The organism is Stappia sp. ABD4_338, assembly GCF_056312175.1.
Genome location: NZ_CM149982.1, coordinates 425,346 through 438,053, shown reverse-complemented (window position 1 = coordinate 438,053; position 12,708 = coordinate 425,346). Strand labels below are relative to the sequence as shown.

At 66.8% G+C, this 12,708-nt stretch carries 10 protein-coding genes; 8 read left to right on the top strand and 2 right to left on the bottom strand.

Going from position 1 to position 12,708, the window contains the following annotated elements:
* Window positions 1-7: 7 nt before the first annotated feature.
* Together phnF and ACYX4S_RS01865 are read left to right on the top strand one after the other, a co-directional pair.
* Entirely contained in the window at window positions 8-880 is an 873-nt protein-coding gene (gene phnF / locus ACYX4S_RS01870; protein ID WP_476361675.1) for a phosphonate metabolism transcriptional regulator PhnF, read from the top strand.
* Entirely contained in the window at window positions 877-1,443 is a 567-nt protein-coding gene (locus ACYX4S_RS01865; RefSeq protein WP_476361674.1) for an NADPH-dependent FMN reductase, read from the top strand. The genes phnF and ACYX4S_RS01865 overlap by 4 nt, the downstream gene beginning before the upstream one ends.
* On the opposite strand, the gene argE is transcribed toward ACYX4S_RS01865, so the two are convergent.
* Together argE and ACYX4S_RS01855 are read right to left on the bottom strand one after the other, a co-directional pair.
* Window positions 1,430-2,596, bottom strand: coding sequence for an acetylornithine deacetylase (gene argE / locus ACYX4S_RS01860; RefSeq protein ID WP_476361673.1), 1,167 nt, complete (start codon window positions 2,594-2,596; stop codon window positions 1,430-1,432). The two genes, ACYX4S_RS01865 and argE, sit on opposite strands and share 14 nt — an antisense overlap.
* 65 nt (window positions 2,597-2,661) lie before the next feature.
* Window positions 2,662-3,846 carry a M24 family metallopeptidase gene (locus ACYX4S_RS01855; protein WP_476361672.1) on the bottom strand — a complete coding sequence of 395 codons (1,185 nt, stop codon included), beginning with the start codon at window positions 3,844-3,846 and terminating at the stop codon, window positions 2,662-2,664.
* A gap of 197 nt (window positions 3,847-4,043) precedes the next feature.
* Here ACYX4S_RS01855 and ACYX4S_RS01850 point away from each other — a divergent pair, with 197 nt between their 5' ends.
* From ACYX4S_RS01850 to ACYX4S_RS01825, 6 genes are all read left to right on the top strand, one after another.
* Window positions 4,044-4,622: an Lrp/AsnC family transcriptional regulator gene (locus tag ACYX4S_RS01850; RefSeq protein ID WP_476361671.1), complete on the top strand. Its 579-nt coding sequence runs from the start codon at window positions 4,044-4,046 to the stop codon at window positions 4,620-4,622.
* 123 nt (window positions 4,623-4,745) lie between these two features.
* Window positions 4,746-6,254 carry an NAD-dependent succinate-semialdehyde dehydrogenase gene (locus ACYX4S_RS01845; RefSeq protein ID WP_476361670.1) on the top strand — a complete coding sequence of 503 codons (1,509 nt, stop codon included), beginning with the start codon at window positions 4,746-4,748 and terminating at the stop codon, window positions 6,252-6,254.
* Between the two features lie 49 nt (window positions 6,255-6,303).
* Window positions 6,304-7,674, top strand: a complete 1,371-nt coding sequence (locus tag ACYX4S_RS01840; protein WP_476361669.1) for an aminotransferase — start codon at window positions 6,304-6,306, stop codon at window positions 7,672-7,674.
* A gap of 231 nt (window positions 7,675-7,905) precedes the next feature.
* The gene (locus tag ACYX4S_RS01835) at window positions 7,906-9,681 is read left to right on the top strand and encodes an N-acetylglutaminylglutamine amidotransferase (RefSeq protein ID WP_476361668.1); all 1,776 of its coding nucleotides are present in this window, start codon (window positions 7,906-7,908) and stop codon (window positions 9,679-9,681) included.
* Between the two features lie 102 nt (window positions 9,682-9,783).
* Window positions 9,784-11,517: an N-acetylglutaminylglutamine synthetase gene (gene ngg / locus ACYX4S_RS01830; protein ID WP_476361667.1), complete on the top strand. Its 1,734-nt coding sequence runs from the start codon at window positions 9,784-9,786 to the stop codon at window positions 11,515-11,517.
* Window positions 11,514-12,686 (top strand): osmoprotectant NAGGN system M42 family peptidase, encoded by a 1,173-nt coding sequence (locus tag ACYX4S_RS01825; RefSeq protein WP_476361666.1) that lies wholly within the window; start codon window positions 11,514-11,516, stop codon window positions 12,684-12,686. The genes ngg and ACYX4S_RS01825 overlap by 4 nt, the downstream gene beginning before the upstream one ends.
* Window positions 12,687-12,708 lie beyond the last annotated feature (22 nt).

Genomic DNA, 12,708 nt, shown 5'->3' with positions numbered 1-12,708 from the left:
AGCGGGCATGGCAGGAAAACGGGGCGACGAGGGCACCGGCGAGGCGAAAGACGGCATGGTCTCCGATCACGGGCCTGCCGGGGGAAATGCCGCCGCATCCGCTCTCGACCGGCAGACCGGCGTTGCCCTCTGGCGCCAGATTGCCGACGACATTCGCGCCGCGATCGGCAACGGCGTCTATGACGACAGCGCGAAGCTTCCAACCGAGGCGGCCCTTGCGGCCCAGTTCGAGGTCAACCGGCACACCGTGCGCCAGGCGCTTGGTGCCCTGGCCCGAGAAGGAATCGTCGAGACCGTGCAGGGACGCGGCACGACGGTCGTGCGCCGCACACGGTTTTCCTATCCCATCGGGTCACGCACCCGGTTTTCCGCCGGCCTCGGCGGCCAGGTCTCGAGCGCGACCGCCAGAATGCTCTCCGCCCAGAACGAACCGGCCGGCGAAGCGGTCGCCGCAGCACTCCATCTGAGCGAAGGGGATCCCGTGATCCGGGTCGAGCTTGTCGGAGAGGCGGACGGCACGCCGCTGTCACGTTCGACGCACTGGTTCGACGCCCGCCGCTTCGAGGCGCTGCCGGACGCCCTGGCGCGCCTCGGATCCATGACTGCGGCACTCAGGGAATGCGGCGTCGCCGACTATCGCCGCGCACAGACGGAAATCTCCGCCGCCCCCGCGAGCCGCGCCGACCGCGCCGATCTCGCCCTGCAGCCCGGCGCGGTGGTTCTGCGCACGCGGGCGCTCAATGTCACCGGCGACGGTTCGCCGATCCAGTTCAGCCTTTCGCGCTTTCCCGCAGACCGGGTCAGTCTCTCGGTCAGCCCGGACCCCGACGACACGGGCACAGGCGATGCCGATACGGGCGGCACGGAGCAGAACCAGTGACACATCGTGACGAGATCTTCCTCGCCGTGTCCGGAAGCGCACGGAAGGCTTCCACGAACACGGCACTCCTTAACGCCATCGCGGACGCGGCGCCTTCCGGGTGCCGGGTGGAGGTCTACGACCAACTCGCCGGGCTTCCGGTTTTCTCCCCGGACGCGGAATCAGGCCCGCTGCCCGCGCCGGTCGCCGACTTCGTCGCGCGCGTGGAACGCTGCGACGGGCTGATCATCTCAAGCCCTGAATACGTTCGGGCCCTGCCCGGCGGGCTGAAGAACGCGATCGACTGGCTCGTCTCGCGCGACGAGATCGTCTTCAAGCCCGTCGTTCTGGTTCACGCGTCGCACCGTGGCAACGATATGCTGGAGCAGCTACGCCTCGTGCTGTCGACGGTCACGCGCAACTTCGACCCGAAGCTTTTCCTTCGCTTCGACCTGATGAAGCGCACGCCCCGGGAAATCGGCGAAGTGCTGGCCGAGCCCGAGAAGCGTCGGGCGGTGGAGGACTTCCTCCAGGCCTTCGCCCGTTTCTGCAAGGCGTGCCGGACAGAGGTCAGCGAGCGGTAGAGAGCTTTCCGGCCAGGCCCTGCAGCATGTCGAGACACGCGGAGAGCTGGGAGATCTCGATGAACTCGTCCGGCTTGTGCGCCTGGGCAATCGAGCCCGGACCGCAGACCACGACGGACATGCCAAGCTTCTGGAACAATCCTGCCTCGGTCCCGAAGGCGACCACATCGGCGCCATTGGCACCTGTCAGTGCGGAAACGATCCGCCGCGCCTCGTTGTCATCGACCGGCTCCAGACCGCTCACCTCTCCGATGACATGAGTCACGATGTCCGCATCGGCCGAAATCTCGCGCATGGCCGGCAGCAGGTCGTCACGCGCATAGGCGGCAATCGCCTCGCAGACAAAACGGTGATCCGCATCGCTCACCGGGCGCAGTTCCCAGTCGACGCTCGCATGACCCGGAATGACGTTGTGGGCAACGCCGCCTGCAAGCCGCCCCACCTGAAGCGTCGACCAGGGCGGTTCGAACCGGCTTTGCACCGGGGCGCGGCCCTTCAGCGTCTCGCGCAATTCCATCAGCCGCGTGACGTAGCGCACCGCATATTCGACGGCGTTGACCCCCAGTTCGGGGCGGGAGCCGTGCCCCTCGAGGCCGGTAAAGACCGTGGTGTACTCACAGCATCCCTTGTGACCTTCGATAATGCGCATTTCCGTCGGCTCGCCGATGATGGCAAGAGACGGTTTCTCGTCCCATCCCGCGATCTCCTCCACCAGACGGCGCGCTCCGAGACACCCCACCTCCTCGTCGTGGGTGAGGCAGATATGAACCGGCCGGGACAGGTCCAGGTCGCCAAGGTGCGGCGCCATCGCCATGGTCGCCGCGATGAAGCCCTTCATGTCGCAGGTCCCGCGACCGAAGAGCAGGCCTTTCTCCTCGCGCAGCTCGAAGGGATCCGAGGACCAGTCCTGGTCCTCGACCGGAACCACATCCGAATGCCCCGACAGCACCACACCGCCGCCCGTCTCCGGACCAAGGCTTGCCACCAGGTTCGCCTTGTGGCCGGTCTCGTCCGTCTGGATGTGCACCCTGGCGCCGGCCGCGCCCAGCCTGTCGGCGGCATAGGCGATGAGTTCGAGGTTGCTGTCGCGCGAAACCGTTGGAAAGGCGATCAGGTCGCCCAGGATTGCGCGCGTGTCGTCGATAAGCGCCATGACGCCGCCTCCTCCTCGAAGGCCCGCGCGTTCCCGGGCCTCGCGTTCGAACCGTCCGTGCGGTTTCAGTCCTTGACGTAGAGCTCGCGCGGGCGCTTGCACAGGGTTTCCGCCGGACCGCTCTCGCGAATGACGATGCTCTCGGTGATCTCGAGCCCCCAGGTGTCCATCCATAGGCCCGGCATGAAGTGAAACGTCATGCCGGGTTCGAGCACCGTGTCGTCCTCGATACGCAGCGAGATCGTCCGCTCACCCCAGTCGGGCGGATAGGAAATGCCGATGGGATAGCCGCAGCGCGCCGCCCGGTCGATTCCCGCCCGCTCCAGCGGTTCGCCGAGCGCGCGCGCCACATCGGCCGCGACATTGCCAGCGCGTGCCGCTTCGAGCCCCGCCTCAAGCCCCTCGACCAGCGCCTTCTCCGCATCGAGCAGGTATTGCGGCGGCTTGCCGAGGAAGATCGTGCGGCAGAAGGGAACGTGATAGCGGCGGTAACAGCCGGCGATCTCGAAGAATGTCGCCGTTTCCTTCTCGATAAGGCGACCGTCCCAGGTCAGATGCGGCGCGGCCGCGTCCGATCCGCTGGGCAGAAGCGGCACGATGGCCGGATAGTCGCCCCACGCGTCGTCCGTGCCCCGGATCGCATCCGCGTAGATATCGGCAACGAGATCGGTCTTTCGCATTCCCGGGCGGATCCGGTTCCAGACGCCATCGATGATCTTTTCCGAGATCCGCGCCGCCCGACGCATGAACACCAGTTCCTCGTCCGACTTGACCGCGCGCTGCCAGTTCACCAGCGCCGTGGCATCTACGAAATGAGCCTCCGGCATTTCCGTCTGCAGCACGGCGAAAGCCTTGGCCGTGAAGTAGTAGTTTTCCATTTCGACGCCGACGCGCGCTTCGCCGTAGCCGTTCTGCACCAGCAGGGCCGCGAGCGTCTCCATCGGGTGGCAGGCACTCGACTGGACGAAATAGTCCGGGTAGGCGACCACCCGCTCGTCAGCCATCCACACCGTGCGCACCGCACCGTTGGCATCCTGCCGGCGCCCCCACCAGATCGGCTCGTCATCGTGAAACACCACCACGCCCTGATGGACGTAGAAGGACCAGCCGTCATAACCCGTCAGCCAGGCCATGTTGGACGGATCCTCGACGAACAGCACATCGATGTCGCGTGCCCGCATCTCCGCGCGCACCCGCTCGAGACGGCGGTCGAATTCGGCTTGCGTGAACGGAAGGTCGGACCCCGGCATCGCTATCCCTTTCTGGCGGTTCGAGGATTGTGACGGGGCGAAGCACCCCCCGACTCCCTTCTAGGTGGCGTCGCGGTCCTTTGAACACTGCCATTGCGCGCGGGAGGCGGCTGACGTCGCCTCTGCGACGGATGGTGTCGGCTTCACGACAGTCGCACAAGCCCCTGCGGCAACCGGCCGGTCCGGAGCGCCTCGGGTTGGACAAGGCAACGGGCAGCGGCTATCACCGGCTGATGATCCGGCTCGACGATCGCGACATCGCCATCCTCAAGGTGCTGGCCCGGGAGGGGCGTCTCTCCAAGGCAGAGCTCGCGCGCCGCATCGCGCTCAGCCCCACCCCGTGCTGGGAACGGCTCAAGCGGCTCGAAAGGGCCGGAATCATAGAGGGATACGGTGCCCGTATCGCGCTCAAGAAACTCGCTCCGCATGTGACCGTCTTCGTCACGCTTGAACTTGCAAGCCACGGAGGGCCGGCCTTTCAGGCCTTCGAGCAACGCATCGCGCGGCGTGAGGAAATCCGCAACTGCTGGGCGCTGGGGGGCGGCTTCGACTATCTGCTTCACATCGTCACCAGTGACATAGACAGCTACCAGCGGCTCATCGACGACCTTCTTGAGGGCGGACCGGCCGTCGCGCGCTACTACACGTATATCGTGACCAAGGCGGTCAAGACCGACGGCGTCCCCCCGCTCGACCTGCTGCTTGGCCTGCCGACGGACACCGCGTCCGGCGACCCGCGGGACGGTGAAGACCGATCGGACGCCTTCCCGGCCTGAAAAAAGACGTTTCGTCTTCGCCCGCGCGCCAATTCAGTCTCCTTTGCTGCCGATCCGGTCCCAGTCTGGGCTCAGCGGGCCGGGCGGCCCGCTCCTGTCCCGCCAGACCCAGGAGACGGACCGATGGCACATGCGCCGCGCGCGAAATCCCTGACCGACGAGACCCCGGCCGGCTTCCATGCCGGCAGGCTTTCGGACCAGCGCCTCTTCCGCAGCTTTGCCCATGTGGGCGGCCGCTGGGTCGCCGCCGCCGATGGCGCGACCTTCACGGTGAGCGACCCCGCCGATCACACGCCCGTTGCCGAGGTTGCCCGCCTCTGTGCAACGGACGCCCATGAAGCGGTGGATGCGGCCGAACGCGCCTTTCCCGCCTGGGCCGGTCTCCTTCCGCAGGACCGTTGCGCGATCCTGCGCCGCTGGCATTCGGAGATCATGGCGAACCGCGAGGATCTGGCCCTTCTCATGACGGCGGAACAGGGCAAGCCCCTTTCCGAGTCGCGTGGCGAGATCGACTATGCCGCAAGCTTCGTCGAGTTCTACGCCGAGGAAGCCAAACGGCCCGACATCGACAGCGTGACCTCCCACCTGCCCGACGCCGAGATGGAAGTCTGGCGCGAGCCGGCAGGCATCGCCGCCCTCGTCACGCCCTGGAATTTCCCTTGCGCGATGGTGACCCGCAAGGCGGCCGCCGCGCTCGCGGCCGGCTGCACGGTGGTGGTGCACCCGAGTGCGGAAACGCCGCTGTCGGCGCTCGCACTCGCCGAACTTGCCGAGCGCGCGGGCCTGCCGGCCGGCATCTTCAACGTCGTGACCGGCCCGGCTCCCGAGATCGTCGGGGCCTTCACCGCCGACAAGCGCGTGCGCGTGCTCTCCTTCACCGGCTCCACCGGCATCGGCCGGCTTCTCTACGGCCAGTCGGCGGAGACCGTGAAGCATCTCGTGCTTGAACTCGGCGGTCACGCCCCGCTTCTCGTCTTTGCCGACGCCGATCTCGACCGCGCCGTCACGGAGGCGATCAAGGCGAAGTTCGCAACCTCCGGGCAGGACTGCCTCGCCGCCAACCGCATCTTCGTCGAGCGGCCCGTCTATGACGCCTTCTGCCAGCGCTTCGCCCGGGCGACCGAGGCTCTCAGCGTCGGTCACGGCCAGAGCGATCCCGACGTCGGTCCGCTGATCAACGAGGCGGCCGTCGCCAAGCAGGAGGAACAGGTGGCCGACGCCCTTGCGCGCGGCGCGCGATGCCTGATGGGCGGGGCACGTCACCCGGCCGGGCGGAATTTCTACCAGCCCACGGTCCTGGCGGACGTTCCCGCCGACGCACTGATCCTGCGGGAGGAAACCTTCGGTCCGGTCGCCGCGATCATGCCTTTCGACCGGGAGGACGAGGTTCTCGCCCGCGCCAACGACAGCGACTACGGTCTCGTCGCCTATGTGCACACGCGCGATCCCAGCCGCATCTACCGCCTGACGCGGGCGCTCGAGTACGGAATGGTGGCGGTCAACCGCACCAAGGTCACCGGCGCGCCCATTCCCTTCGGCGGCTACAAGCAGTCCGGCCTCGGTCGCGAGGGGGCCGCTCTTGGAATGCGCGAATTCATGCAGGTCAAATACGTGTGCCGCGACTGGAGCTGAGCGGCGCGCCACGTCTTGAACACTCGAACGACAGGGAGATCCGAACGCCATGCTGACCAACGACCAGCTCGGAAAGTGGGACCGCGAGGCCTTTTTCCACCCCTCCACCCACCTCGCCCAGCACGCGCGCGGCGAAAGCCCGGCACGCGTGATCGCCGGCGCGTCGGGCTCGACCATCACCGACCGTGACGGCAACGACCTGCTCGACGGCTTCGCCGGCCTCTACTGCGTGAACGTGGGCTACGGACGCCCGGAAATCGCCGAGGCCATTGCCAGCCAGGCGAAGGAACTCGCCTACTATCATGCCTACGTCGGTCACGGCACGGAGGCCTCGATCACGCTTGCGCACATGGTCATGGAGCGTGCGCCCGAGAACATGTCGAAGGTCTACTTCGGCCTTGGCGGATCGGACGCGAACGAGACCAACGTCAAGCTGATCTGGTACTACAACAACGTGCTTGGCCGGCCGAACAAGAAGAAGATCATCTCGCGCTGGCGCGGCTACCACGGCTCCGGCCTCATGACCGGCTCGCTCACCGGCCTCGAGCTCTTCCACAAGGCCTTCGACCTGCCGCTGCCGCAGGTCCACCACACGCTGGCGCCCTACTACTACCGCCGCCCCGACCAGGACATGAGCGAGGCGGACTTCGTCGCTCATTGCGTCGCCGATCTCGAGGCGCTTATCGAGCGTGAGGGCGCCGACACGATCGCCGCCTTCATCGGAGAGCCGGTGCTTGGCACCGGAGGCATCGTTCCCCCGCCCGAGGGCTACTGGCCCGCGATCCAGGCGGTCCTGCGCCGGCACGATATCCTGCTGGTCGCCGACGAGGTGGTCACAGGCTTCGGACGTCTCGGCTCCATGTTCGGCTGCGACCACTACGGCATCGAGGCGGACCTGATCACCATCGCCAAGGGCCTGACCTCCGCCTACGCGCCCCTTTCCGGTTCCATCGTGTCGAAGCGCATGTGGGAGGTTCTCGAGCAGGGCACCGATGCGCTCGGCCCCATCGGACACGGCTGGACCTATTCCGCCCACCCCATCGGCGCGGCCGCGGGCATCGCCAATCTGGAGATCATCGACCGCGACGGGCTCGTGGAGCGGGCCGGCCACATGGGCAAGGTGCTGCGCGACGGGCTTCGCGACGCGCTCGGCGGTCACGCGAAGGTCGGCGACGTCCGTGGCGAGGGCCTGCTGGCGGCGGTCGAGTTCGTCGACGACAAGGCGACCCGCAAGCCCTTCGAGACCGCGGGCAAGGTCGGCCCCGCGATCGCGGGCGCCCTTCTGCGCCAGGGCGTGATCGGCCGCGCCATGCCCCAGGGCGACATCCTGGGCTTTGCCCCGCCCTTCTGCCTCACCGAGGCCGAGGCGAAACGCATCGTAGAGGCGACGCGTACGGCTGTCGCCGAGGTCCTCGGCTGAGGGACTGAAATTTCTTCCCCGCGCCATCGGCCGCGCCGGATATCCGGCGCGGCCTTTTTTCACCCCACCCGGTGGCCTCGCCTGCTGGCAACTGCTTCGCCGGACGAAGTAACCGGAACTTCGGAAACGTCTTTTCACGCTTCGAGGTTTGCAACTTTCGACCGTTTTGTGCGTACTTGAAAGGAACGCGGTTCGATCCTGACGGGTTCAAAAACGAAGAGGCATCGAAATATGTGCGGCATCGCCGGTGAATTTCGCTTCGATGGAAATCTTGCCGACGCCAAGGCCGTCGCGCGCATGACGGACAGGCTTGCCCCGCGCGGCCCGGATGGCGCGGGTGTTGCGGGACAGGGACCCTTCGTCTTCGGTCACCGGCGGCTGAAGATCATCGACCTCACCGATCAGGCCGCCCAGCCCATGAGCGATCCCGGGCTTGGCCTGACGCTTGTCTTCAATGGCTGCATCTACAACTACCCCGCGCTGCGCGCGGAGCTCGAGGGGCTTGGCTACAGCTTCTTCTCCACCAGCGACACCGAAGTGATCCTGAAGGCATTCCACGCCTGGGGAGCGGATGGCGTGAGCCGCTTCCACGGCATGTTCGCCTTCGCCGTCTTCGACCGGCGCGACGGCTCGCTGACACTTGCCCGCGACCGCTTCGGCATCAAGCCGATGTATCTCGCCGAGCAACCGGGCCGGCTCCGCTTCGCCTCCACCCTGCAGGCCATCCTGGCCGGCGGCGAGGTTTCGACCGACATCGACCGGGTCGCGCTCGCCCACTACATGAGCTTCCACGCTGTCGTTCCCGCGCCGCGCACCCTGCTTGCCGGCGTGCACAAGCTGCCGCCCGCGACGATCCGGCGCGTTCTGGCCGACGGCACCAGCAGCGAACGCCGCTACTGGAACGCCACCTACGCCCGCTCGGAAGCAGACGCGCGGCTCACGGCACAGGACTGGCGCGACAGGGTGCATGACGCGCTTCTCACCGCCGTGCGCCGGCGCATGGTCGCGGACGTCCCGGTCGGCGTCCTTCTGTCGGGCGGCGTGGACAGTTCCCTCATTACCGGGCTTCTCGCCGGGGAAGGTCAGAAGGGTCTGATGACCTTTTCCATCGGCTTCGAGGAAGCCAAGGGCGAGAAGGGCGACGAGTTCGTCTACTCCGACCTGATCGCGAACCGCTTCGGCACGGATCACCACAAGATCTTCGTGCCGTCGGCCGATCTCATGGCCGCGCTCCCCGATACGATCGGCGCCATGTCGGAGCCCATGGTTTCCTACGACAACATCGGTTTCTTCCTGCTGAGCAGGGAGGTGTCGAAGCACATCAAGGTGGTGCAGTCGGGCCAGGGCGCCGACGAGGTCTTCGCGGGCTATCACTGGTATCCGCCGCTCGCCACGTCGCAGGACGTGGTGTCCGACTACGCCCGCGTCTTCTTCGACCGCGACCACGCGACGCTGGGCCGGCAGCTCGGCAAGGGCTGGGCCTGCGCCGAGGACGAGGCCCGCGCCTTCGTGGAAACCCATCTGCTGCAACAGGGAGCGGAAACGCCCGTCGACCGGGCCCTGCGCCTCGATTCCGAGATCATGCTGGTCGACGACCCCGTGAAGCGGGTCGACAACATGACCATGGCATGGGGTCTGGAAGCGCGCGTCCCCTTCCTCGACCACGAACTGGTCGAGCTTGCCGCCCGCATTCCCCCGGAGCTGAAGCTCGCCCAGGGTGGCAAGGGCGTGCTCAAGGACGTGGCACGCAAGGTCGTGCCGGCCGACGTCATCGACCGGCCGAAGGGCTACTTCCCCGTTCCGCAGCTCAAGTATCTCGACGGCCCCTATCTCGACATGGCCCGCGAGGCGCTCACCTCGCAGGCGGCGCGGGAACGCGGACTGTTCGACAAGGACTGGCTGGAGGAACTCTTCGCCGCCCCGGCCGATCACATCACCCCGCTGCGCGGCTCGGAACTCTGGCAGGTCGCACTGCTCGAGCTGTGGTTGCAGGAAAACGGCATCTGAGGGCCGCGCGTCATGACCACCCGCAAGACACCGCCCTCCGGTCGTGACTCACGGCCGCGCGACGCCGGCGCTCACCGGCTGAAGCGCATGAGGAACCAGGGGATGAAGCCGCCCATCGAGACGCCCAGGACGGATACGGGCCCGACGCCCAACTCCGTGCTCGATCTCGGCTGGGGCCGGCTGATCTTCGGCCAGACCTTCACAGACCCGGACCGGATCGCGGAAGCCCTGGAGGGCGAACTGCCCGACCGCCGCGACATCGCCGTCTATGTGCGCGATCCGCATGTGGTCCTCGCCAACGCCCCGCAGGAGGTGTTCCTCGATCCCTCGCACACCTATCGGCTGGAGCTTTCGACCTACCGTGCGTCCCGCCGCGGCCAGTCGGGTTTCTTCCTGCGCCGCTTGACCGCGCGCACGGACGCGGAGGCCATCAACCGCATCTACGCGGCACGCGGCATGGTCCCGGTTCCCCCCAATTTCTTCTGGTCGACGCGGGACGCGCGTACCGTCTGTTATTTCCTGGCCGAGGACGAGACCACCGGCGAGATCCTGGGCACGATCACCGGCGTCGATCATTCCCGTGCCTTCAACGATCCCGAACGCGGCTCGTCACTTTGGTGCCTGGCGGTTGATCCGCAGGCGCGCCACTCGGGCGTCGGCGAGGCGCTTGTGCGCCATCTGGCGGAGTATTTCGCCGCGCGCGGCCTCGCCCATCTCGACCTGTCGGTAATGCACGACAACACCCAGGCCATCACCCTGTACGAGAAGCTCGGGTTCTACCGGGTTCCCTACTTCTCAGTGAAACGGAAGAACCCGATCAACGAGACGCTCTACACCGGCGCCGATCACGACGAGACGCTCAACCCCTACGCCCGCATCATCGTGCGCGAGGCAAGGCGTCGCGGCATCCGCGTGGACATCACGGACGGCGAGCGCGGTTTCTTTGCCCTTTCGCAGGGCGGCCGCACCATCCGCTGCCGCGAGAGCCTGAGCGAACTGACGAGCGCTGTCGCCATGTCGATCTGCGACGACAAGACAGCAACCAGGGCGCTGATGGAGAAGACCGGCATCGACGTGCCGGCGGAGATCACGGCCGATGCCGGACGCGAGGCTGTCGAGGCGTTTCTCGCCGCTCACGCTCGGGTCGTGGTCAAGCCCGCACGCGGAGAACAGGGGCGCGGCGTCTTCGTGGGACTGACCACCATGGAAGAAGTGGACCACGCGATCGAGGAGGCCGGGCGCCTCTGCGACACGGTGCTTCTGGAGGAATGCGTCGAGGGCGAGGATCTCCGCCTGATCGTGATCAACTACAGGCTTGTCGCCGCCGCGGTGCGCCGCCCTCCCTCCATCATCGGCGACGGACGCAAGACCGTGGGTGAGCTCATCGCCTCCCAGAGCCGCCGCAGGGCGGCCGCGACCGGCGGGGAATCGAGCATTCCCCTCGATGCAGAAACCCTGCGCACGCTGAAGGCCGCCGGCCACGATACGGAAACGGTTCTGCCGGCCGGCGAGGAGCTGCAGGTGCGTCGCACCGCCAATCTGCATACCGGCGGAACCATCCACGACGTTACGGACATCGTGCATCCCGTTCTGGTCGACGCGGCGGTCCGCGCGGCGCGCGCCATCGGGATTCCGGTGACCGGGATAGACCTCATGGTCCGCAACCCGACCGCGCCGAACTATCGCTTCATCGAGGCGAACGAGCGGCCCGGGCTCGCCAATCATGAGCCCCAGCCGACGGCCGAGCGGTTCGTCGACCTTCTGTTTCCCCAGTCCATGCCCGCCACCGTCCGGCAGGCGGCAGCGGAGACCGCCAACCCGGAGGCCCACGCATGAAACGCCTTGCCATCGACACCGATTATCTCGCCGCGACGCTCGATGCCCTCATGGCGATTCCGAGCCCGACGGGCTACACGGACACCATCGTGCGGCACGTTTCGGCGGAGCTGACGCGTCTCGGCCTTTCGGTGGAACTGACCCGGCGGGGCGCCATGCGTGCGGTGCGCAAGGGCGCCGAGCATCGTGGCGCGCGCGCACTCGTTTCCCATCTCGACACGCTTGGCGCACAGGTGAAGTTCCTCAAGGAAAACGGGCGACTTTCGCTCGTGCCCATCGGAACCTGGTCAGCCCGCTTCGCCGAAGGTGCGCGCGTCACCATCTTCACGCGCTCCGGGGCCTATCGTGGCACCATCCTGCCGCTCAAGTCGTCCGGCCACACCTTCAACGACGAGATCGACACCTCCCCCATCGGCTGGGACCATGTCGAACTGCGCGTCGACGCGCTTGCCTTCAATCACGAGGACCTGGAGAAACTCGGCATCGAGATCGGCGATATCGTCGCCGTCGACCCGAACCCGGAGTTTCTGGACAACGGCTTCATCGTTTCGCGTCACCTGGACAACAAGGCCGGGGTCGCGGTCATGCTGGCCGCCCTCAAGGCGCTGAACGAGCAAGGCGCCGAAACGCCGGTGGACATCCACTGGCTCTTCACCATCGCCGAGGAGGTGGGGGTCGGCGCGTCCTCGATCATCACCCCGGACGTCGCCTCCATGATCGCCGTGGACAATGGCACCACCGCGCCCGGGCAGAACTCGCGCGAGTTCGGCGTCACCTTCTCCATGGCGGACCAGACCGGCCCCTTCGACTACCACCTGACCAAGAAGCTGGTGGAGCTGTGCGAGGAAAACGACATCCGCTACCAGAAGGACGTGTTTCGCTACTACCGCTCCGATTCAGCCAGTGCGGTGGAAGCGGGCGCGGACGTGCGCACCGCGCTCATCACCTTCGGTGTCGACAGCTCGCATGGCCATGAGCGGATCCACATGCACGCGCTGCGCTCGCTCGCCGAACTCATCACCGCCTATGTGGTGAGCCCGGTCGAGATCCCGCGCGACTACGAGGAAACCGCCGGGATGAAAGGCTTTACCCGCCAGCCGACAGCGGAAGCCGAACAGAGCCTGACGCCGGAGGCAACGGAGGCCGATATCGCCGACAGTCTCGACTGAGCCATTCCCCATGCCTCAAAAT

Bases quoted from the DNA above. Each gene is read 5' to 3' on its own strand.
- phnF (WP_476361675.1), top strand. From the start codon at position 8: ATGGCAGGAAAACGGGGCGACGAGGGCACCGGCGAGGCGAAAGACGGC.
- argE (WP_476361673.1), bottom strand. From the start codon at position 2,596: ATGGCGCTTATCGACGACACGCGCGCAATCCTGGGCGACCTGATCGCC.
- ACYX4S_RS01855 (WP_476361672.1), bottom strand. From the start codon at position 3,846: ATGCCGGGGTCCGACCTTCCGTTCACGCAAGCCGAATTCGACCGCCGT.
- ACYX4S_RS01845 (WP_476361670.1), top strand. From the start codon at position 4,746: ATGGCACATGCGCCGCGCGCGAAATCCCTGACCGACGAGACCCCGGCC.
- ACYX4S_RS01840 (WP_476361669.1), top strand. From the start codon at position 6,304: ATGCTGACCAACGACCAGCTCGGAAAGTGGGACCGCGAGGCCTTTTTC.
- ACYX4S_RS01835 (WP_476361668.1), top strand. From the start codon at position 7,906: ATGTGCGGCATCGCCGGTGAATTTCGCTTCGATGGAAATCTTGCCGAC.
- ngg (WP_476361667.1), top strand. From the start codon at position 9,784: ATGAAGCCGCCCATCGAGACGCCCAGGACGGATACGGGCCCGACGCCC.
- ACYX4S_RS01825 (WP_476361666.1), top strand. From the start codon at position 11,514: ATGAAACGCCTTGCCATCGACACCGATTATCTCGCCGCGACGCTCGAT.